The 20477-nt window shown below is 36.7% G+C and carries 22 protein-coding genes; 12 read left to right on the forward strand and 10 right to left on the reverse strand.

The window, feature by feature from the left end; all coding sequences use genetic code 11:
• Complete coding sequence (locus ACRXC1_RS03285; RefSeq protein ID WP_433656471.1) at window positions 1-522, reverse strand: TrmH family RNA methyltransferase; 522 nt, start codon at window positions 520-522, stop codon at window positions 1-3.
• A gap of 37 nt (window positions 523-559) precedes the next feature.
• Between ACRXC1_RS03285 and msrA the strand changes: the two genes are divergently transcribed.
• Window positions 560-1039, forward strand: a complete 480-nt coding sequence (gene msrA, locus ACRXC1_RS03290; protein ID WP_433656473.1) for a peptide-methionine (S)-S-oxide reductase MsrA — start codon at window positions 560-562, stop codon at window positions 1037-1039.
• A 236-nt stretch (window positions 1040-1275) separates the two neighbouring features.
• Complete coding sequence (locus ACRXC1_RS03295; protein WP_392857052.1) at window positions 1276-1530, forward strand: hypothetical protein; 255 nt, start codon at window positions 1276-1278, stop codon at window positions 1528-1530.
• A gap of 13 nt (window positions 1531-1543) precedes the next feature.
• Here ACRXC1_RS03295 and ACRXC1_RS03300 read toward each other — a convergent pair whose 3' ends face one another.
• Window positions 1544-2500, reverse strand: a complete 957-nt coding sequence (locus ACRXC1_RS03300; RefSeq protein ID WP_433656476.1) for a DMT family transporter — start codon at window positions 2498-2500, stop codon at window positions 1544-1546.
• A gap of 254 nt (window positions 2501-2754) precedes the next feature.
• Here ACRXC1_RS03300 and ACRXC1_RS03305 point away from each other — a divergent pair, with 254 nt between their 5' ends.
• Window positions 2755-3009, forward strand: a complete 255-nt coding sequence (locus ACRXC1_RS03305; protein ID WP_392911275.1) for a hypothetical protein — start codon at window positions 2755-2757, stop codon at window positions 3007-3009.
• Between the two features lie 33 nt (window positions 3010-3042).
• On the opposite strand, the gene ACRXC1_RS03310 is transcribed toward ACRXC1_RS03305, so the two are convergent.
• Window positions 3043-5046 carry a urocanate hydratase gene (locus ACRXC1_RS03310; RefSeq protein WP_433656478.1) on the reverse strand — a complete coding sequence of 668 codons (2004 nt, stop codon included), beginning with the start codon at window positions 5044-5046 and terminating at the stop codon, window positions 3043-3045.
• 163 nt (window positions 5047-5209) lie between these two features.
• Between ACRXC1_RS03310 and ACRXC1_RS03315 the strand changes: the two genes are divergently transcribed.
• Window positions 5210-5683 (forward strand): CarD family transcriptional regulator, encoded by a 474-nt coding sequence (locus ACRXC1_RS03315; protein WP_392911279.1) that lies wholly within the window; start codon window positions 5210-5212, stop codon window positions 5681-5683.
• Between the two features lie 4 nt (window positions 5684-5687).
• On the opposite strand, the gene ACRXC1_RS03320 is transcribed toward ACRXC1_RS03315, so the two are convergent.
• A complete protein-coding gene (locus ACRXC1_RS03320; RefSeq protein WP_433656480.1) occupies window positions 5688-6569 on the reverse strand; it encodes a trypsin-like serine peptidase in 882 nt (293 codons plus the stop codon).
• A 190-nt stretch (window positions 6570-6759) separates the two neighbouring features.
• On the opposite strand from ACRXC1_RS03320, the gene ACRXC1_RS03325 reads away from it, so the two are divergent.
• Both ACRXC1_RS03325 and ACRXC1_RS03330 read left to right on the forward strand, forming a co-directional pair.
• Window positions 6760-8049 (forward strand): hypothetical protein, encoded by a 1290-nt coding sequence (locus ACRXC1_RS03325; RefSeq protein ID WP_433656482.1) that lies wholly within the window; start codon window positions 6760-6762, stop codon window positions 8047-8049.
• Entirely contained in the window at window positions 8042-8512 is a 471-nt protein-coding gene (locus ACRXC1_RS03330) for a hypothetical protein (RefSeq protein WP_433656484.1), read from the forward strand. The genes ACRXC1_RS03325 and ACRXC1_RS03330 overlap by 8 nt, the downstream gene beginning before the upstream one ends.
• Before the next feature lie 36 nt (window positions 8513-8548).
• On the opposite strand, the gene ACRXC1_RS03335 is transcribed toward ACRXC1_RS03330, so the two are convergent.
• From ACRXC1_RS03335 to ACRXC1_RS03360, 6 genes are all read right to left on the reverse strand, one after another.
• A complete protein-coding gene (locus ACRXC1_RS03335) occupies window positions 8549-9052 on the reverse strand; it encodes an NADPH-dependent FMN reductase (protein ID WP_392911287.1) in 504 nt (167 codons plus the stop codon).
• Window positions 9053-9068: 16 nt separating this feature from the next.
• Window positions 9069-10052 carry a succinylglutamate desuccinylase gene (locus ACRXC1_RS03340; RefSeq protein ID WP_433656486.1) on the reverse strand — a complete coding sequence of 328 codons (984 nt, stop codon included), beginning with the start codon at window positions 10050-10052 and terminating at the stop codon, window positions 9069-9071.
• Between the two features lie 9 nt (window positions 10053-10061).
• Entirely contained in the window at window positions 10062-11282 is a 1221-nt protein-coding gene (ilvA, locus tag ACRXC1_RS03345) for a threonine ammonia-lyase (RefSeq protein ID WP_433656488.1), read from the reverse strand.
• Between the two features lie 9 nt (window positions 11283-11291).
• Entirely contained in the window at window positions 11292-11810 is a 519-nt protein-coding gene (locus ACRXC1_RS03350) for an FxsA family protein (RefSeq protein ID WP_392911294.1), read from the reverse strand.
• A 103-nt stretch (window positions 11811-11913) separates the two neighbouring features.
• Complete coding sequence (locus ACRXC1_RS03355; protein WP_433656491.1) at window positions 11914-12672, reverse strand: SH3 domain-containing protein; 759 nt, start codon at window positions 12670-12672, stop codon at window positions 11914-11916.
• Window positions 12673-12724: 52 nt separating this feature from the next.
• Window positions 12725-13144 carry a TerB family tellurite resistance protein gene (locus ACRXC1_RS03360; protein WP_433656493.1) on the reverse strand — a complete coding sequence of 140 codons (420 nt, stop codon included), beginning with the start codon at window positions 13142-13144 and terminating at the stop codon, window positions 12725-12727.
• Between the two features lie 203 nt (window positions 13145-13347).
• On the opposite strand from ACRXC1_RS03360, the gene clpS reads away from it, so the two are divergent.
• From clpS to ACRXC1_RS03390, 6 genes are all read left to right on the forward strand, one after another.
• Window positions 13348-13704: an ATP-dependent Clp protease adapter ClpS gene (gene clpS, locus ACRXC1_RS03365; protein ID WP_392857024.1), complete on the forward strand. Its 357-nt coding sequence runs from the start codon at window positions 13348-13350 to the stop codon at window positions 13702-13704.
• A gap of 18 nt (window positions 13705-13722) precedes the next feature.
• Window positions 13723-16059: an ATP-dependent Clp protease ATP-binding subunit ClpA gene (gene clpA / locus ACRXC1_RS03370; RefSeq protein WP_433656495.1), complete on the forward strand. Its 2337-nt coding sequence runs from the start codon at window positions 13723-13725 to the stop codon at window positions 16057-16059.
• A 379-nt stretch (window positions 16060-16438) separates the two neighbouring features.
• The gene (locus ACRXC1_RS03375; RefSeq protein ID WP_021266390.1) at window positions 16439-16957 is read left to right on the forward strand and encodes a hypothetical protein; all 519 of its coding nucleotides are present in this window, start codon (window positions 16439-16441) and stop codon (window positions 16955-16957) included.
• Window positions 16958-17249: 292 nt separating this feature from the next.
• The gene (gene miaB / locus ACRXC1_RS03380; protein WP_433656497.1) at window positions 17250-18725 is read left to right on the forward strand and encodes a tRNA (N6-isopentenyl adenosine(37)-C2)-methylthiotransferase MiaB; all 1476 of its coding nucleotides are present in this window, start codon (window positions 17250-17252) and stop codon (window positions 18723-18725) included.
• A gap of 94 nt (window positions 18726-18819) precedes the next feature.
• The gene (locus ACRXC1_RS03385; protein ID WP_393062040.1) at window positions 18820-19446 is read left to right on the forward strand and encodes a hypothetical protein; all 627 of its coding nucleotides are present in this window, start codon (window positions 18820-18822) and stop codon (window positions 19444-19446) included.
• The gene (locus ACRXC1_RS03390; RefSeq protein ID WP_433656500.1) at window positions 19434-20477 is read left to right on the forward strand and encodes an aminopeptidase; all 1044 of its coding nucleotides are present in this window, start codon (window positions 19434-19436) and stop codon (window positions 20475-20477) included. Before ACRXC1_RS03385 ends, ACRXC1_RS03390 begins: the two co-directional genes overlap by 13 nt.

Below are 20477 nucleotides of genomic sequence, written 5' to 3' on the forward strand. Positions count from 1 at the left end.
TTACTCGCTAGCGTGTTGGTTAGTGTACTCGTACATGACAATACTGGCCGCAATGGAAACATTTAACGATTCAGTCATTCCATATTGCTTAATCTTAAGCCTTTCGATCCCAGGCATCTCTTTTAGAGGCCCAAACTCTTCATGGCCAAAGATGAAGGCAGACTTCTTAGGAAGTTCACTCTTATTCAGATAAGTTTGTGCATGAGAGTCTAGAGTTAGGGGAGTGTAGCCAAGTTCGTTAATACGCTCAATCGAATCTTCGATATTATCGTAGAAGAAAGTCTTCACTCTTTTAAGTGCACCTTTTGCAATTGTGACATCAAAGAATTTCGTTCCCACAATATGAACTTCGTGAACACTGTAGATTTCACAAGACCTTAGGATCTTACCAATATTAAAACCACCCTTTAGATGATCTAAAATAATGATGATTTCATGTTGTCCATGAACGGCTTTTTCTTTAGCTATTTCTAGCTCTTTTTCCAATTTCTTTTCTAAGAATTTTCTTGTTTTCTTGCTCATATGTCGGTTAAATTACGAAATAAATCGGAGGTTTGCAATGAACAATATTGAAGTCGCAGTATTTGGAGCAGGGTGTTTTTGGGGTGTCGAAGAAACCTTTCGAAAGCTTGCGGGAGTTCTTGAAACCGAAGTGGGCTATGCTGGTGGAAATAGTGACCATACAACATACGAAGAGGTCTGTACTGATACGACTGGACACGCTGAAGTAGTTAAAATCACTTATGATCCATCAATAATTAAATTCGAAAACCTATTAGATATCTTCTTTAATAACCACAATCCCACAACCCTTAATCGTCAGGGAGTTGATATTGGCTCTCAGTATAGAAGTGTGATCTTCTACAGTAACGAGTCCCAAAAGGAAGCTGGAGCAAAGGCCATAAAAGATCTTGAAGAAAGTGGTTGCTTTAGAAATCCTATAGTTACTAAATTAGAATTGTTGAATAATTACATCAAGGCAGAAGAGTACCATCAGAAGTACTTGAAAAAGAAGGGACTTACGAGTTGCTCGCTATAGATTTTGCTGAATTCATAAGTTCATGTTTTTATTGAGAGTGACATAGGAAGATGGCACTTTGAAATTATCTAAATCAATAAATTAGCTACGATTCATCTCTTTGTTCACTATTTAACTGCTTGTAATTAGATTAAGTTAAATTTCTCGTCTGAATTACCCAAAACCTTTGCATAATAACTAAATAGCCAAAACGGTTCCAGAGGGTTGCGAATTGGTTAATGACGAGGAGAACATAAATGAATATTGAGAACTTTAGAGAGACTTTTATTGCCCATGCAAGAGATGAGATTAAATCAATCGTTTCTCAATCAAAAATTAAAGGTGAGTTTGACTGCAGTGTCTTTAATGAGAAGTTAACAATCATTTGGTCGGAAGCACAAATCAATGGCCTTACCGAAGATGAGTTCGCAACTATAGTTGAAGAAGTTATCCCAACTCAAATCGATAATGTAATCTTTCCATTCACAAACGATATACCACTAGCAGCTTAGCGCTGTTTATAAATTATACTCGGGTATCGTTGACAACAGACGATGCCCCGGTATTTTCTATTAAGTCACTATTTTCACTTTCATCTTTTTTGATATTAGTAAATCTTGGTACAAGCGCTACTGATATAACGATGACAATTGAACCAGCAATGGCAGTCGGGTCTAGCGTCTCTCCAAATAAGATATAGCCAAATAATGCAGCAAAGATCGATTCACTTAAGAAGACTAATCCTACAATATGGGCAGGAATACTTCTTTGTGCCGTAATCTGAAGAGAGAAGGCAATCAGTGAAGAAAAAATTGATAGTATTAAAAATCCCCACAGTGGAGAAGGGAAGTTTAGAGGGGAGTTCGTGTAAAGAACTGCTAAGCTCGTTGGCCCTTCATAAATCAGTGCAAAAACGAATCCCATGATTCCCATAAAAATACATTGGAGAAAGTTAAAGCGAACAGCTTCGACATCATTGGCGTATCGATCAGTTGCAATGATGTGTAGTGAGAAGAAGACTGCTGAAGCAATAACAAAGATATCTCCCATATTAAAATTACTAAAGTCCATTCCATTCATCATCATAATTCCAAGCATTGATGTTGAAAGTAGAAGCCAGAATGTTTTACGAACTCTCTGTCCTAAAAATATCACAGAGATTATCGGAGTAATAATAGCGTAGAAGACCGTGAAAAAGCCGGCTTTTGCCATTGTTGTCATGGCAATACCAACAGTTTGTAGTTGAAGGGCCATCATCAGAAGTGCTGAGCAAATGAGACCACCTAGAACTTCATCTTTTTTACTGGCAAGTTTTTTAAAGTCATTTCTAAAAAGTAGAATCAGAAAAGCGAATGAGCCAGCAAAGATATAGCGTAGCGAGTTTGACCACACTGGTGAATAGTCTGTTAGTGTAAATCGAGTTCCGGCAAAACCAAGACCCCAGATTGCACAAGCAATACTTAATAAGATGATACCTTTCATGGCGACAATATAATTCGCTTTTAAAAAGAAAACAACGAAGAGTTTCGACAAATGGACAAGTTCATTAGTTTTTATTTATTGCCAAGGAAAACTGACAAAAAATCACCATATCATCATTTAATTTTATTCAGATGGATAAAAATAAGTCATTGAATTTATTGAATTGCATGAATTAATTCTTAGAAATTAAAAATTGCTGCAAAATGAATAAGTAGAAATAGAGTACACGTACTTATTTTTCGGGGGACGTTCGAATGCAAAAAGATAATTTCAAACAAACTTTTTTAAATGAAACAAGAAATGAGGTGCAAGGAATTTACTTAGAAACAACAACAGACGGAGATTTTAATGCAGACCTTTTTTCTGAAAAACTAACGCCAATTTGGACAGCAGCTTCATTAAATGGCCTAGACGAATTTGAATTTATATCCTTGGTCGAGGATATTATTAATAAAGATGCCCAGGAAATTTACTACCCCTTTAGTTTAAACTACAAAACTGCGGCATAAGAGTAAGCTCCCATAGTGGGAGCTTTTCTTTTTTTAAAGTAATTTATCATCAACTAAATTTGGAAGCGTTACTTTTAAAAGAGGCTCTTTTTCCATCGCTCTCTTAATTGCAAATGTGGCACCTTCATTACGTGCCCAACTTCGACGATTAATCCCGTTATTTACATCCCAAAAAAGCATCGACTTGATACGACGGTCACAGTCTTCACTTCCATCGAGAACCATTCCGAAACCACCGTTCATAACTTCACCCCATCCGACACCACCGCCGTTATGAAGAGAAATCCAAGTAGCACCTCTAAATGAGTCACCGACAAAGTTTTGCACGGCCATATCTGCTGTAAAGCGCGAGCCATCGTAAATATTTGAAGTTTCTCTAAAAGGAGAGTCTGTTCCTGAAACATCGTGATGATCACGACCAAGGACAACTGGCGCTTTTAGTTTCCCTTCGCGAAGTGCTTTGTTAAAAGCAAGTGCAATCTCAATACGCCCATCACTGTCAGCATATAAAATACGAGCTTTAGATCCAACAACAAGATCATTTTCTTTTGCACCTTTGATCCAAGTGATATTGTCTTGCATTTGTTGAGTAATCTCACTTGGAGACTCTTGCATTAGTTTCTCTAAAACTTCAGTTGCTAGTTTATCTGTTAGATCAAGATCTTCTTGTGTGCTTGAAGTGCAAACCCATCTAAAAGGTCCAAATCCATAATCAAAACACATTGGCCCCATGATATCTTGAACGTATGAAGGATACTTGAAATCTTCAGTCGATCCTTCCTTCATGATATCTGCACCAGCGCGTGATGCTTCTAATAAGAATGCATTTCCATAATCGAAGAAATACATCCCTTTGTCGGCAAGCTTATTAACAGCATTAACATGTCTTACTAAGCTCTTTTGAACTTCAACTTTGAATTGTTCTGGATTATTTGCCATCATTTCATTTGATTCTTCAAATGTTAGATCAGCAGGGTAGTAGCCTCCGGCCCATGGGTTGTGAAGAGATGTCTGGTCTGAACCAATATCAATATAAATATCGCTTTCAGCGATCTTCTCCCAAAGATTAATAATATTTCCTTGATAGGCAAGTGAAACAGCTTCTTTATTAACTTGGGCCTTCTTGATTCTTGCCATTAGCTCGTCAAGGTCAGTGAATACTTCATCAACCCAACCTTGCTCATGTCTTGTCTTAACTGCTTTTGGATTTACTTCCGCAACAACTCCAATACAACCTGCTATTACCGCAGCTTTTGGTTGTGCTCCCGACATTCCACCAAGTCCTGCTGTTACAAAAACTTTACCAGCTGTTTCAGTAACGGCCTCTTTAGAAATTTTTCTAAGAGCATTTAGAACTGTAATTGTTGTTCCGTGAACGATTCCTTGAGGCCCAATATACATAAATGAACCAGCTGTCATTTGTCCGTATTGAGTGACACCAAGAGCGTTGAATTTTTCCCAATCATCAGGCTTTGAATAATTTGGAATCATCATTCCATTTGTCACAACAACTCTTGGTGCATCTTTATGTGATGGAAATAAACCAGCAGGGTGACCAGAGTAGAGAACTAGTGTTTGCTCATCTGTCATCGTCGCAAGGTATTGCATCGTTAAAAGATACTGTGCCCAGTTTTGAAAAACGGCACCATTTCCACCATAAGTGATTAGCTCATGTGGGTGTTGAGCAACAGCGTAGTCTAGGTTGTTTGAAAGCATTAGCATGATTGCAGCGGCTTGCTTAGACTTATGTGGATACTCATCAATTGAGCGTGCATGAATTTTGTAATCAGGGCGGTAGCGGTACATATAGATGCGTCCGTACTTCTCTAATTCCTCTTTAAATTCTGGAAGTAGTTCAGCATGAAGATCGCTTGGGAAGTAGCGAAGTGCATTTCTTAGTGCTAACTTTTCTTCTTCTTGAGATAGAATTTGTTTACGTTTTGGAGCGTGGTTAATATCCTCTTCATATTTCTTATAATTTGGTAAAGTCTTAGGAATACCCTCTAATATAGCTTCTTTAAAACTATCCGTGCTCATTCTTAAATCCCCTTAAAATAAAGTATATTAGAAGACATATATCACTTTTGGGATGAAGTAAAAAGGATTGAGCGTCAATTGACGCTACCTATTAACGAATAGATTGCCTTCGAGAAATTCTAATTCATTTGTGATATAATACTTATCTAACGAAAGGGGATTTATGCCAAAATTAGAAATAGGACAAGAGGTAGTATCGATTAACTTTGGAGTTGGCGTAATTACTGAAATAAAAGATATGAGTGGAGCGGAGTTCTACATTATTGAATCTTCCCAAGGACGTTCAACAACAATGATTCCAACAGTAAAGGAAGATGCGTTTAGACCTTTAAGTAGTCCTACTGAATTAGAAGAAACTCTTGATAAACTTTCGCAAAATAGTGAAATCAGAAAATTCGATTCTAAAAAAGATCGTATCAATTTCTTTAAATCAAATATTCAAAAACAAGATATTGATACTTTCGTTGATAACATTCAGCAGTTACTTCAAATCACGGACAAAGGTTCGGCCGAGTCAAAGTACTTAGAAATGCTTTTAGAAAATTTATCTGTGGAAGTTGGTGCAGTCTTTAATGAAGATCTCAACCAAGCAAAAGAACGTGTGAACTCTTGCTTGGATGGTAAGTTTAGTTTTTAGATTTTTAGTCTTTAAGGAATAGAATTCTTGTAATTCTAAATACGTCTTCGCCACCGCAACCATTCATGTTACAGTGATTTGCTTCGTAGCAATCTTTTCTTGGATTGTATCTATAGTCTTGGTCACCACGAACAAGGATACCTTCAACTAGTCCTGTTTCTTCGTTGAAAACAGCTGAGCCAGAGTTTCCAGAGAAAGTGTCTAGATTTGTTGAAAAGCTATTCCAGTCTTTTTTGCGTACATATGCATCTGTTGCTACTTTTGATGGAAGCCCTGATGGGTGTCCGATAACAAAGATTTTTTCACCTTTTTTAATATCTCCACCATGAACATCACCTTCTTTACGATATTCAAGTGGCTTGCGATCAGCTACTTCTCGATTTAATTCGATGATTGCAAAGTCTTCTCCGTCTGGTTTTACACGCTCTAGACGTTGAGCAACAATTCGGCGACAGCTATAAACATTCTTTTCGTGAATTGTTCTTGCATCATCTTTTGGTGACTTCTTAGCATAGTCAAATACCCAGTAGTTATCGTAACAGTCTGACTTTGAAGTCATACAGTGACCAGCAGTTATAACATATTGTCTATTATCTTTTTCAACTAGAAAACCTGAACAGTCGGCAACATCAACTTGCTTATTGAATCTCTCGCCATCACATAATTCAATTTTTGAATCATCAGCAAGGTAAGTGTCCTTAGTATTCTTTTTAAGTTTTGATTTTGGGATCATTGCTAAAGTAGACCTTTGGGCGTCTAGTTTATTTTGATCAGTAACTTCGAATTGGTCCAGGCGATTATCTTCACCATAAACAACTTTATCAATGGCCATCGATGAAAGGTTAACAGTAAAAACAGCAGCTAGCAGGGCAAGAGAAAAGTTCATTTATTTATCCTTATTTTGTGAGTGGCGCATTAAAACAATGAGGCATTGAAAAGTACAGAAAAGGGCCTTTAATAAAAAATTACAAATCCTTACATCCTATGTAAATTATTTACGTTGAGTTGTAAGTATCCATAATCACATCTAAAGTTATATATGGCCTAAACCGATAAGTCCTTAAGATGAGTGACTTATGAAGAAAAATACAATTTTAACTTTTATATTTTTGGCCGCACTAAATACGTCTTGTCAGCTAACGAGTGGTGATTTTTTAAGTGGAAAGGCACAGAGTCAAGCAAAGAGACTTTCACGTGAAAGTGATATTCTCGATGTCGTTGATGATGTTGTGCGTGAAGAAGAGGGCCAAGGCGTTAATGAAGACTTGCGTGATCTAACTGACAACTATTCTAACTTTCCAACTTCTTACGATATTACAGATTATATAAATGGCACTGTGGGTGCTCTTGGTACTCAGTGTGCGATGACCGATCAAGAGCGTGAATGGTCATTTGTTAAGAATGTTGGTACTGGCTCTTTCGGTGCCCGTAAGGTTTTGGCCACGATATATCAATCATGTCAGCCAATTAATACAATTATTGATTCAAATACTCCAAGCTTAAGTGGAGTTTCAACTCAAGAAGCAACATTCAGTAATGGAACAGACTTTAAACAAAGAGTTGTCCATGATCGTGCTGCAATGGTGAGATCTCATGAGATTTTACGAAAGCTAGATGAAGATCCTAATTATCCTGGTGAGGGATGTATGGATGCAACTAAGGTTCCACCTGTTTATGGTTATGGCTCACGTAAAGGGCTTCGCAGTAAGGAGATTAATCTGTTTACTCGTGGGCAAGGTGTTTCAAAAGATGGTGCTAAGGCATCGGGAATTGATTGTTCTGAATTTATCTCTGCAGCTTATGCAGCAGAGGGATTAAAGTTTACAACTAATGATCGAGACTATCGTTCACTAACGACGACTTCTCTCCACGATACTGTAAAAAGTAAGAACTCATGTATTAAGCCGGTGAAATTCGAATTACCTTATTCTCTTCATTCAGGTGATATCATCAATGTAAAAGGAAGCCATGTTGTGATGGTTGATACTATTGGTGAAGATCCTTTGGCGATTCGAAAATTTTCTGAACTTGGCCGTTGTGATGATATTACAATTAGTGATTTTAATTTTACTTATATCCATAGTGGTGCTCTTAAGAATTATGGGCCGGCCAGAGTTGATGCAAAAACTCACGCAAAGTATCGTTCAACGATGTTTTCTACTTTAAGAACAAAAGCAGTTGCTTCATGTAAAGCGATTATTGCTAAGCAAGAGCATTCAAGTGAAATGATGTCTGGAAGATTTAGCATTCTAAGACATGATTCTTCAAATTCTGCGTGCTGGTATGATGAACCAGCAAAGCTTAAGGGTGAAAGTTGCATCAATCAATGTCTTCAAGAAGAAATAAAAGGGGCAAGGAATGTATAAATTATTAATTGCTACTATTATATTTTCTCAATATAGCTATGCTAAAGAGATTTGTCCTTTTAATAAGGATGTTAAAAAAGTAGCTGCTCAATTGGCCGAAATTGAAATGAGTGGCATTAGACTTATTAGCGGTGCAAAGGATGAATGCTTAAAAGAAAAATATCAAAAGTTTTATCGATTCAATAAAGATCCTGATTATGATGCACCAAAGTCGTTGCAATATATTGCAGCTTCAGAAAAGGCAATTAAAATCTCTGAGGTAAAACTTATTGATAAAGATGTACATTCTTATGAGGCGAAGTACACAGTAAATGTAGAAGACTTAAAGGGAAAAAAGAGCGTCGTAAAAGACAGCTTTCGCTTTTATATCAATGTGTCTGAAAGGGCACAGCAAGGGGATGGTTGCGCCTCTGTTATTGAACCACCAAAGAAGTTAATTTTACTAAAATCATGTAAGAAATAAAAAAGCTCCTTTCGGAGCTTTTTCTTTATGTGAAATTTAGGCAAGTTTTACTAAGCTTGCTAGCGCACCCTTCGCACCTTCTTCATTTAATTGCTTGCTGTAATTCGTTAGAAGTTTACGGCCAACAATATGAAGTCCAATGAAAGAAAGTTGATTTTGCATTGCTTGGATTACGTATTGACCGCCTCCACCAGAGTGTGTTCCAAGAACAGCTGGCTTATCAACAAATGCTTCACGCCATGATTCTCCCCCTGAACGAGATACCCATGCTATGGCATTAATAAATGAAGGTGTAACAGATCCATTGTATTCTGGAGTTAAGAAAACAAAACCTTTTGCTGCAATAAACTTTTCAGTTAGTTTTACACCATCTTCTGGAATTCCATTCTTTTCCTCTTCAGCTGTATATAGTGGAAGTTTGTAATCACTAATCTTTACGATTTCAAAAGATCTTCCTGTTTCCTGTGCTAATTCAAGAATCTTGTCTGCCATTTTTAGATTCATTCCGTCACTTGAAGTAACGATTAAAAAATCACTCATTTTCTCTCCTGATTTGTTATTCTAATTCTTTAATAAGTAGTAGTGCTCTTTGCCCTAAAATAACTTTAGAGTTTGGAAAAATCATACGTAAGTTATCTTCCGGAGCGAGGTACTTTTCGTTATTTTGGGTGAAAATATGATCACCTTTTTTAAAGAGAGTAAAGTTTGCGCTTTCTTCCTCCTCAAAAGTAAAACTAAAGTCATCATATTCTTTATTGATTGAAGCATAGATTGTAAATGCTTTTGGAAGAGCTTTATCCTTTAGCTCTTTAGAGCTTAAAAGGGATTCTATTGTCTCTTGCGCTGCTTTGAATTTTCCTTTGGGGTTCTTTCCAAAAGGATAGACCTTTCCTAATTCAACGGTGGCGCTATAGGCATTTAGCTTTTCAAAACTAAAGGAACTAAATACTGTTGATTCCTTATGAGAAAACAAAGATGCTTGAACCCCCATATTTGCTAGTACTAAGTTAAAGAGATGATCTTGTTTTCGATCCTCTGACTTAGGTACAAGTGCAAAGCGCTCCATCTCACTTTTCTTTAGGGCACAATGAAGGTCAAAGTGGAAAAGTTGTTTACCTTCGTACTTAGCAACAAAGTCATAGCATTGTTTCTCAAGAACACTTGCTCTTTTAACCTCATAGTTTTCAGGTAAGTCTTTATAAGCTCCATTAAAGCAACGATTTAAATTGTATTCACTAAAGCGCTTACCAATATTCATGGCCTTTGGGTTACCAAAGATAAAGAGAGTAGGAGAGTTGATGATAAGTTCATCACGATAAATCTTCTCTAGCGTCTCATTTGTAAACTCTATTGGTGCTGTTTCATTGCCATGAATACCGCAAGAGATTATGTAGATATCATCTGTTGTTACTAAGTTAGGCGTGACTTCAATGATACCTGTATCATGAATTTGAAACTGACAATTATCACTATTAAAAGTGCTCGTTCCAAGGCCATCTTCATTATTTCTTGTTGTCTTTAAGAAGTTTAATTCACTCATTAGCAGGCCCTAGACTCTTTTGGCACTAAGGCCCATTGAGTTGAGTTCATCAACAATCTCTTTAATGTGGAGATGGCCTCTCGTTTCTAGAGAGAATTCAACTTCTGTTTCACCGAGGACGCTTGTCGTGAAGGCCCTATTATGATGAATTTCTAAAATATTTGCCTGCTTTGAGCCAATGATATTTGAAATTCTTGCAATTGTTCCAGGTGTATCAGGAACATTAACGATAATTGAGCAAGAGCGCCCAGAAGTAATGAGACCTCTTTCAATGATGCGATCGAGGATATTTAAGTCAATATTTCCACCGCTGACAACTAGGACAACAGTCTTTCCTTTTATATCTTTGAATTGATCGTATAAAAGGGCCGCAACTGAAGTTGCACCAGCACCTTCACAAAGCACCTTTTCATATTCAAGAAGAGTCACAATAGCGTGTGAGATTTCAGTTTCTTTTACTGTAACAATGTCATCCACATATTTTTTTACAATATTAAATGTATTATCAAGAACAGTTGTGACAGCGATTCCATCAGCAATTGTCTTTCTTTTATCGATTGTAACAATTCTATCTTGCTCGATAGATGTTTTCATAGCAGGCATTTCTACCGCTTCAACTCCAACAATCTTCGCTCTGCTTCCACTTTCTTTGATGGCCGTTGAAATACCTGAGATGAGGCCACCGCCTCCAATTGGAATAGCAACAAGATCGACATCAGGTAATTCATCAATAATTTCTAAACCAATTGTTCCTTGGCCAGCAATAATATCTTTATCGTTAAATGGGTGAATAAAAACTTGTCCCGATTTTTTTTGAATCTCAAGTGCCTTTTGGTAAGCATCATCATAGAAGTTTCCGTGAAGGATAACTTCCGCTCCAAATTTCTTCGTGCCTTGAATTTTTGCCAGAGGAGTTGATTCAGGCATAACAATTGTTGCTTGAATGCCAAGTTGTTTTGCTGCAAGGGCCACGCCCTGAGCATGATTTCCTGCAGAAGATGCAATAACACCCTTATCTTTTTCTTCTTTTGTTAATTTAGAAAGACGATTAAGGGCCCCTCTTATTTTATAGGCTCCCGTTAACTGCAAATTTTCAAGTTTCAAGTAAACTTGGCAGTCAAACTTCTCACTCAATGTTGTCGAGTATGTTAAAGGTGTTTTAATAATACGATTTTCAATAGCAAGCCTTGCATCTTGAATATCACTTAGCGTTACGTTCGTTGTTGTCATAATGAGATCTTACTTCTTTTCGTAATCAACTTCAAATGTGTTCTCATCTACTTGGATCGGGCCATTTTGAGTGCCTTCATGACGGGCCTGAGAATTATAGGCATTTCCTGAATAAGAAGAAAATCCACCACCATTTTTAAATGAATAAAATTGCATATTGCCACTTTCAATTGAGCTCATAAAGAATTTTTTCAAATAAATAAGCCAGATATGACGAGTTAGTGGAAGAACCATTGATAGTCCTAGGACATCTGTAAGAAAGCCTGGAGTTAAAAGGAGAAGACCTCCACCAAAGACAAGAAGTCCATGGATAAAGCTATTGGCAGGAACTCGGCCTTGGGCAAGTTCTCCTTGGATCTTGGCCAGTAGTGCTGCTCCTTGCGATTTTGCTAGGGCCGCTCCGATTACACCAGTAATTAGAACGAGTAGAAAAGTATTCCCTCCACCGATTTGACCACCAATTGAAAAGAGTAGGTAAATCTCTATTGCAGGAATAACAGTGAATAACATAACTAATATTGGAAACATGGTACCTCATTTATTTTTGTGTACCTATAAGATGGGATGAGATTTAGGAATGTCAAGGTTGGGAATTTCGAAGAGTCGAAATTCCCATTGTATGTTATTGATATTAAATAGATTTTAAGTTCTTAGAATCGTAAACCCAACCTTCGTGAGTTGATCCTTTTAGGTAGTTCTTATATTTTATTTGGACCCAGTCACCATCTGTTTTTAAGATTTCGACACGCGTATTTGGTGCGACAACTTCAAGCTTTTCACCCTTTGTACTTGGGATTGCTCTTAAGTTAAGGTACTTAACTGGAGTGTGGAATGACTTTTGGATTGCTACAACAGCGGGCTTAACAATTTCTTTTGTTACAATTTGGGTCTTAGGCTCAGATTTGAAAATCATTGCACTGGCAATGAGTGAAACTGCAATAATTGAGGCGGCAATATAAAGAGGTTTTTGGTCTTTGTACTCTTTGTTTTCTTTATTCTCTTTTGATGGAATAACTTCTGGTGCAGACTTAAGTTCGATTTGCTCTCGAACATTCTTTTGATTAATGATTATTGACTGAAGAAGTGACTCGAGCCTTTCAAATTTCTCGTTTACTTCTTTTGTTTCAAACCTTCTCTCAAGATCTTCGATCTTTTTGTATAAGTTATCCTTTTTCTCTTCTCTTTCTATATGTGTTTCAACATCTGATGCGACGACTGTCTGAGTTGTTGATTGAAGTAAGTTTGAAATAGGACTTTTAGAGGCTTTTTTTTCATTTTTTTCGAGTAAATTTGAAAAGTTGAAATTACCTTGAAAATCGTCATTCATAAATTGTGCGGCTTTCTTTAATGAGTTCTCTAGATTTTTGTTAGAATCAACACTCTCTTTCATTAAACTTCCTTGTCATAAATTTTAATTACTTATAAGAGTGTAGAGAATAGTTTTAGACTTGAAAAGTTTTTAAATACTCTTTCACATCTGCTTGTGCACTCAAGAAGTACTTCTTCTCAAGAACAAGAGCATTGGCAATGTAGCTAATCTCATTTGACTCTACATTGTCGACCTGACCATCGGCAGCGGCAATTGCAAATAGTGCCTTTAAGACTTGATAGCGCTCGTGTTGTGACATAATCTCAACAAGTGGTTTACAGTAACTTCTGGTATCAAGTCCAGAAAGCTCTTTCATTTTCTCAATAGAATATTCAGTTATTAACTCGGCTTCCTCGGCATTTAATTGTGTCATGCCAGTAATAATCTTTTTCATCTTTGATTTTTCATTTTGACTGACGTGAAAGTCCGAGTAGGCGATACGGGCAAGAAGTCCACAGATGCATGAGATGATAACTTTTCTTTCATCGTTCATATTTGGAAATTTATTATTCAAGTATGCGTGTATCTGATTTATAGAATCTGATTGATGATCGGCCTTCAGTGATTTGAAAAATTCGAAGAAGTTCATTATGGACCTTTTTTAGAGATTTTCAGTCGTATATACCTTGTAAAGAGTAACACAGATGGGCGATAATGGAAAAAAAGAAAAAAAATTTAGAAAGTCGAGGAAGTAAATTGGATAAGTTTGAAGTTGGCGATATTGACATTAGAAAAATGAATACCATCTTTAGTACTGAAGAGGATGGTGATGTAGCACTAGAAGATAAAGTAAGGGTTAAGAAGCCTTCTAAATATCATGTCATCCTACATAATGATGACTATACGACAATGGAGTTTGTCATTTGGGTGTTGATGCATATCTTTAATAGAGGTCAAGAAGAGGCCATGAAGATTATGCTCGATGTCCACAATAATGGACGAGGGGTATGTGGAACCTATTCATATGAAGTTGCGGAAACAAAAATGAATAAGGTTATGTCTGAAGCAAAGAAAGAAGGACACCCACTACTTTGTACTGTTGAGCCTGAATAGGCACAGGAGAATTATAAAATGATGTCAAAAAAATTAGAAACCATCATTAATGAGTCAATTCAAAGAGCAAATACTTTGAAGCACGAATATCTGACTCTTGAAAATGTCCTTTTGTCTCTACTTGCAGATGAAAATGTAAGAGAGATAATCGAATATTGTGGTGGTGACCTTGAAGAAATTGAAAGTGAGCTTAACGAGTTTATCCACGATGAATCTAACTTTAGTATTCTATCAGAGGATCAAATTGAGTCTCTTTCTAAACAACAATTCGTTAACGATGAGTTAAGGGAGCTGGCACGAGAAAACGGGATTGTTTACCAACCTGAAATCTCAATGTCTCTACAAAGAGTCATTCAAAGGGCCGCGATTCATGTGCAGTCCAGTGGAAAAAGTCAGATTCTAGGTATCAACCTACTCGTTTCTTTATTTCAAGAGAAAGAAAGCTTTGCTCTTTATTCTCTTCAAAAGCAGGGGATTGAAAGGTTCGATATTGTTAAGGCAATTTCCCATGGACTTGGACCAGATCAAGATGAAGAAGAAGTTCCTCGTATTGAATATGTTGAGGGTGAAGAACCTCAATCTCGTTCTAAGAAAGGAGATTCTTTCTTAGCTAAGTTTACTGTTAACTTAAATGAGCTAGCTAGAGAGAATCGTATTGACCCTCTCGTTGGTCGAGAAGAAGAGGCCCTCCGAATTGTTCAAATTCTTTGTCGTCGCCGTAAAAATAACCCACTTCTTGTTGGAGAAGCCGGAGTTGGTAAGACTGCGATTGTCGAAGGTCTAGCACAACGTATTGTTGAAGAGAAAGTCCCAGATATCTTAAAAGGTACAACTATTTTCAATCTTGATATGGCCGCCCTTGTTGCAGGAGCAAAGTTTAGAGGTGATTTCGAGCAAAGAGTTAAGGGTGTTATTAAAGACCTTGAAAAGCTCGATAAGGATGGGAAAAAGGCGATTTTATTTATTGATGAAATGCATACCGTAATGGGTGCCGGAGCAACTTCTGGTGGAAGTATGGATGCCTCTAACTTATTAAAGCCTGCTTTAAGTCGTGGAGTTGTTCGCATCATTGGCTCAACGACATATGCTGAGCATAGAAAGTTTATCGAAAAAGATCCGGCATTTAACCGCAGATTTCAAAAAATTGATGTGGATGAACCTTCAAATGAGGACACAATTGCTATCTTAAAAGGACTGCGACCTAAGTTTGAGTCTTATCATGGTGTTAAGATCTCTGACAATGTCATCAAGGAAGCCGTGGCCCTAACATCTCGCTACCTAATGGATCGTAAAAATCCAGACAAATCAATTGATGCCATTGATGAAGCAGGTGCTTTAAATCAAATTCGACCTGAAAGTAAGAAGAAATCATCGATTACAAAGAAGGATATTGAAGATGTTGTGGCCAAAATGGCCAATATTCCAAAGATTACTGTTGAGACGACTGAAAAAGATAAGCTTAAGGATCTAAATAAGAATCTTAAAATGCTTATTTTTGGACAAGACCATGCAGTAGATGAAGTGTCTCAGGCCATTTATATGTCTAAATCTGGTCTTGGTGATGAAGGAAAACCTATTGCTAGCTTCCTATTTGCAGGCCCAACCGGAGTAGGGAAGACAGAGTTAGCTAAACAACTTTCCATCCAACTAGGTTGTCACCTTGAGCGCTTTGATATGTCAGAATACATGGAAAAACATTCAGTCAGCAAGCTAATTGGTTCGCCTCCTGGTTATGTTGGCCATGACCAAGGTGGTTTATTAACAGATGCTGTTAAGAAAAACCCACATTCTGTTCTACTTCTTGATGAAATCGAGAAAGCACATGTGGATATCTATAATATTCTTCTACAGGTGATGGATCATGGGTCTCTAACAGACTCTCAAGGGAGAACAACAGACTTCACAAACACAGTGATAATCATGACGACGAACGCTGGAGCTAAGGAAATGGATAGTGGATCTATTGGCCTTGCAAAGTCATCTTCAAAGAATACAGGTAAGAGAGATCAGACTATTAAGAACTTTTTTAGCCCTGAATTTCGTAACCGTTTAGATGGAATTGTACACTTTGAGAAACTTTCTACTGAGTACATTGTTAAAATTGTTGAAAAATTCGTTTCACAACTTGAAATTAAGTTAGCTGCTAAAAATATTGAGATCGTTTTAAGTGAAGAAGCTAAAATTTGGCTTGCCGAAAATGGATTTGATGAAAAAATGGGGGCAAGACCAATCGCTCGAATCATCGATCAGAAGCTTAAGAAGCCAATTTCTACTGAAGTTCTATTTGGAAGTTTAACTCACGGTGGAAAAATAGAAGTAGTCGTTGAAAACGATGATCTAAAATTGAATTTTTAAAACTTTTCTAAGACAAATGACAATCAAACTTACATTTTTTAAATGCTGAAACTGCCCTGAAAGGGCAGTTTTTGCTTATTCTTTTGAAAAAAAATGAAAAAAAAATTCGCTTAATTTTTTTATAAGAGTAAGTCCGAAACTAACGTCTATCAGGAAGATTAGAAAGTTTTGTGTTTTTTGGAAAAGCCTTGCTGTCGGCTCGTTTCGAGGTTTTCTTTAAAAATAATGTAAAGTAATTTCAAAATTAATCCGAAGTTAAAAAGGAACATAGGGAAATAAAAAAGATGCTTATGCTTATCAAAAAGTAATTTTTTATTTGCACACAAATAAAATTATGTTTACCATAAACATAAGTATTGAAAAAACCAGGAGGATGTCAATGGCAGTTAAGAAAACTACTAAAAAGACAACTAAGAAAAAAGTAGCTAAAAAAGCTACAAAAAAAGTAGCTAAGAAAGCAGCAAAGAAAACTGCAAAAAAAGCTACAAAGAAAAAAGTAGCTAAAAAAGCTACTAAGAAAGTTGCAAAGAAAGCTACAAAGAAAAAAGTAGCAAAGAAAGCAACTAAGAAAGTTGCAAAGAAGGCAACTAAGAAAAAAGTAGCAAAGAAGGCAACAAAGAAAAAAGTTGCAAAGAAAGCTACAAAGAAAAAAGTAGCAAAGAAAGCAACTAAGAAAGTAGCAAAGAAAGCAACAAAGAAAAAAGTTGCTAAAAAAGCTACTAAGAAAGTAGCTAAGAAAGCTACAAAGAAAAAAGTTGCAAAGAAAGCTACAAAAAAAGTAGCTAAGAAAGCGACTGCAAAGAAAGCAACTAAGAAAGTAGCAAAAAAAGCTACAAAAAAAGTAGCAGCTAAGAAAACAGCAAAAAAAGCTACAAAAAAAGTTGCTAAAAAGAAGTAAGAAACACAATTCTTAATTCAATAATGAGTCGGCCCGCTTTAAGCGGGCCTTCTTATTTTCAAATCTATTTACATTCCACCCAAAAACATCTAAAAAAAGACCATATTATCGCCAGATTTTATAGCTGATACGATAAGAATAATTCAATGATTTCAACATGTTACAGTCTTTGAAACTGTAGTTATCTCCTTGGTTTTCTCGTCATTTCAGTTACTTATAAGATTGTCATCTCTTAATTCTGCCCGTAGGTTGGTCAGGGGAAATGAAACAAAGGCGTTAGAAGGAAAAGTTCATGACAACAGATATTTCTCCAACAGGTCTAGGTGTAAGTAAGCAAAATCACGTTGCTTCATCATTTATTGATGAAAAGTCAGGTGATCGTATCGTTCAATTGGGTGATGTGGCATTTCCACCAAGAAAGGTTTGGATGAAAACATACGGTTGTCAGATGAATTATCATGATACTGAACGTATTCTTTCACACCTAAAGAATTTAAATTTTTCTCATACTGAAGATTTGGAAGAGGCCAGTCTGGTTCTTTTCAATACATGCGCCGTTAGGGAACTTGCTAATAATAAATTTTATTCACAATTAGGTGAGCTAAAGCATTTAAAGCAGCAAAAAGGTGATGATCTTGTTATCGGTGTTGGTGGATGTGTGGCCCAAACTGAAGGGAAGGATCTTGTTAAAAAATTTAAGCACCTTAACTTTGCCTTCGGTCCAGATACAATTGATACAATTAACGATATGGTTTATCGCACATATGCAGGGGATGATAAATTCTCTGTTAATACTTGGGACCGCTCAAGTAATTTTTCAATTGAAACAAAAATTAATCATGGAACACCACAAGCATTCGTAAATATTATCAAAGGGTGCGATAAATATTGTACATACTGTATCGTTCCTTACACTCGTGGCCGCGAACGTTCAAGAAAACAGGCCGAGATTGTTGAGGATGTAAGAAGACTAGTTGAATACCAAGGTGTTCAAGAAGTTATGCTACTTGGTCAAAACGTAAACTCTTTTGGAAAAGAAAATGGGGAGCGATTAAGTGATCTAATCATGGATCTTGACCAAATTAACGGCCTTGAAATTTTAAGATATACAACTTCACATCCGTATGATGTGTCGGATGACTTAATTGCAGCTCACGGAGCAGCGAAAAAGTTATCAAAACATTTACACTTACCAGTTCAATCTGGTTCAAATACTGTTCTTCAAAGAATGAATCGTGAGTACACTAAAGAACATTACCTAGGACTTCTAGAAAAACTTCGTGCTGCCAGGCCTGATATTGTTCTTTCAACTGATATTATCTGTGGCTTCGTAAATGAAACAGATGAAGAACACAAAGAAACACTTGATTTACTTGAAAAAGCTCAATTTGATTTCATTTATTCATATGTTTACTCACAAAGAAGTAAAACTCGTGCTGCAAAAATGGAAGATTTCCTAACTCAGGAAATTAGAAAGTCACGTCTTCATGAGGTACAAGCTTTTCAACTTGCAATTCAAGAAAAGATTCGCGCTAAGATGGTTGGCAATGAATACCGCGTGCTAGTCGAAGGTTCGAACACAATGAAAGGTGAAACGAAGTGGAAGGGGAGAACAAATTGTAATCGCCTAATTCACTTTAAGGGACCAGCAGAAAACGAAGACCTTAATCTTAAATGGCATTGGGTTGACGTTAAGTGTATTTCGACAACTGCACTCTCTTGCCAGGGTGAACTACTTCAAGATCATGGTCGCCGCTTAAATAAGTAGTTGTAATGACAAAGTTAAATGGAGTTCTTTGCCTAAATAGGCATTGATGAGTTCGTAAGTTGTAAAATATCCTTGAGTATACTTTGAGGATATTATGAAATTACGCTTACCCTTACTTTGTAAAATTATGTTCTTAGGCCTTTTATCGATGAATTCAATGGCCCTTACAGAACTTGATCTCGATTTTAACTACAATAAGAATATCTTTGGGCTTGATCGCCAGTCTTATGAAACAAAGAGAACATATGCTGGATCAGTTACATTCTACTTTCTTTCTAAAACTGGGATAGAGTTTAATATTTCTCAATCTGAGAATGAAATTATTGGAAAGTACGACAACTCTGACCTTTCGACAGGCCTAGTAATTGAAAACGAATATACCAATATTAAAACTCAAAGCTTTGGAATTGGTATTAGACAGGCGCTTTCTGGCCGTAAATCATTTCTTCAACCGCTCATCTCATTAGGTTGGAGTAGACAACAATATACTCTTTATTCAACAACTTTAGTTAAGGACTTAGATACTTCAACCGAATATCTCATTAAGTCTGGAGAAGAGAAGTCGAGTTATGATGCAATGTTTGGTGCCTTTGCTCTAAAAATGATGCTAACAAGAACTTTCTCAATTAAGGGCTCAGTAAGAACGGTCTTTCGTGCTTTCAAATTTGAAGAGGCGAGAGATCAGCTAAGTTATAACGCTGGGATCTCATGGTTATTCTAAAAAGAATCTTTCAATACTCTCTTTTATTAAGCTGTCTATCATGTGCCAAGATCAGCTATCTAACAGAACAAGGTATTGGCCAAGTGGATATTCTTTGGAGTGCTAGAAAGAACCATGAAGTTTTAGAAGACCCAAAAGTTAGTGAAGAGTATAAGGCCAAAATTAAACAAATCGAAACTTATAAGACTTACTTCTATAATTATTGGCAAAGGCCATCGACAGATATTTATTCTAAGACGACTCTCTTGAAGTCTCGTGCAGTTACTTATCTGGTTATCGCTTCAAGGCCAAATGAAATTAAGGCCCGTAAAGAGTGCTTCACTTTCTATGGCTGCTTTCCTTACTTGGGCTTTTTTAAAGAAGAGTCTGCTACGGAATTTGCTAAGGGGCTCGAAAGAGAAGGGTATGAGACTTATACAAGGGATGTCTTGGCCTACTCGACGCTGGGAAACTTTGACGACCCCATTCTTTCTTCTTTCTTTGAATATGGAAAATATAGCTTAACAGAAACTGTCTTTCATGAACTATTTCACACTATCTTCTTTGCAAAGAGTGAGGTTGATCTCAATGAAAATCTTGCTAATTATTTTGGCGAACAAATGCTGATCGAATATTACAAAGATGATATAGAGTTGGACGGTTACTTTAAAAATCTAGAGCTAAACTCTAAGCTTAAAAAGGCCGTCACTGATCACGCTCAAAAGCTTAAGGATATCCTAAAGCAAGATGATTGGGAGAATGCAAAGAAGGAATATCTTTCAAAGACGATGCCTAAGGAGCTCAACAGTCTATGCACTAAGCTTGAGGTGACAAATTGTTGGCCCGCAAAAATGGAGTGGAACACGGCATCTCTAGCTGCGTTTATGACTTATGAGAAAAGCCAATCTTATATCACTCAGTACGCAAAGCAATTTAATGGAGACCTTAAGGCCCTTTTTGCAAATATTGAGCAACGTTATGAAAGGTATCTCGATGACGATATCGAGGGAAGTTTTGAGAACTATCTTTTTAATTCCAAATCGTTAAATTAG

It is taken from the genome of Halobacteriovorax sp. GFR8 (assembly GCF_050955245.1).
GTDB lineage: Bacteria > Bdellovibrionota > Bacteriovoracia > Bacteriovoracales > Bacteriovoracaceae > Halobacteriovorax_A.

Bases quoted from the DNA above. Each gene is read 5' to 3' on its own strand.
- ACRXC1_RS03300 (WP_433656476.1), bottom strand. From the start codon at position 2,500: ATGAAAGGTATCATCTTATTAAGTATTGCTTGTGCAATCTGGGGTCTT.
- ACRXC1_RS03285 (WP_433656471.1), bottom strand. From the start codon at position 522: ATGAGCAAGAAAACAAGAAAATTCTTAGAAAAGAAATTGGAAAAAGAG.
- ACRXC1_RS03315 (WP_392911279.1), top strand. From the start codon at position 5,210: ATGCCAAAATTAGAAATAGGACAAGAGGTAGTATCGATTAACTTTGGA.
- ACRXC1_RS03295 (WP_392857052.1), top strand. From the start codon at position 1,276: ATGAATATTGAGAACTTTAGAGAGACTTTTATTGCCCATGCAAGAGAT.
- msrA (WP_433656473.1), top strand. From the start codon at position 560: ATGAACAATATTGAAGTCGCAGTATTTGGAGCAGGGTGTTTTTGGGGT.
- ACRXC1_RS03320 (WP_433656480.1), bottom strand. From the start codon at position 6,569: ATGAACTTTTCTCTTGCCCTGCTAGCTGCTGTTTTTACTGTTAACCTT.
- ACRXC1_RS03350 (WP_392911294.1), bottom strand. From the start codon at position 11,810: ATGTTTCCAATATTAGTTATGTTATTCACTGTTATTCCTGCAATAGAG.
- ACRXC1_RS03310 (WP_433656478.1), bottom strand. From the start codon at position 5,046: ATGAGCACGGATAGTTTTAAAGAAGCTATATTAGAGGGTATTCCTAAG.
- ACRXC1_RS03355 (WP_433656491.1), bottom strand. From the start codon at position 12,672: ATGAAAGAGAGTGTTGATTCTAACAAAAATCTAGAGAACTCATTAAAG.
- clpA (WP_433656495.1), top strand. From the start codon at position 13,723: ATGATGTCAAAAAAATTAGAAACCATCATTAATGAGTCAATTCAAAGA.
- ACRXC1_RS03340 (WP_433656486.1), bottom strand. From the start codon at position 10,052: ATGAGTGAATTAAACTTCTTAAAGACAACAAGAAATAATGAAGATGGC.
- ACRXC1_RS03335 (WP_392911287.1), bottom strand. From the start codon at position 9,052: ATGAGTGATTTTTTAATCGTTACTTCAAGTGACGGAATGAATCTAAAA.
- ACRXC1_RS03325 (WP_433656482.1), top strand. From the start codon at position 6,760: ATGAAGAAAAATACAATTTTAACTTTTATATTTTTGGCCGCACTAAAT.
- ACRXC1_RS03390 (WP_433656500.1), top strand. From the start codon at position 19,434: ATGGTTATTCTAAAAAGAATCTTTCAATACTCTCTTTTATTAAGCTGT.
- ilvA (WP_433656488.1), bottom strand. From the start codon at position 11,282: ATGACAACAACGAACGTAACGCTAAGTGATATTCAAGATGCAAGGCTT.
- ACRXC1_RS03375 (WP_021266390.1), top strand. From the start codon at position 16,439: ATGGCAGTTAAGAAAACTACTAAAAAGACAACTAAGAAAAAAGTAGCT.
- ACRXC1_RS03385 (WP_393062040.1), top strand. From the start codon at position 18,820: ATGAAATTACGCTTACCCTTACTTTGTAAAATTATGTTCTTAGGCCTT.
- ACRXC1_RS03360 (WP_433656493.1), bottom strand. From the start codon at position 13,144: ATGAACGATGAAAGAAAAGTTATCATCTCATGCATCTGTGGACTTCTT.
- ACRXC1_RS03330 (WP_433656484.1), top strand. From the start codon at position 8,042: ATGTATAAATTATTAATTGCTACTATTATATTTTCTCAATATAGCTAT.
- miaB (WP_433656497.1), top strand. From the start codon at position 17,250: ATGACAACAGATATTTCTCCAACAGGTCTAGGTGTAAGTAAGCAAAAT.
- ACRXC1_RS03305 (WP_392911275.1), top strand. From the start codon at position 2,755: ATGCAAAAAGATAATTTCAAACAAACTTTTTTAAATGAAACAAGAAAT.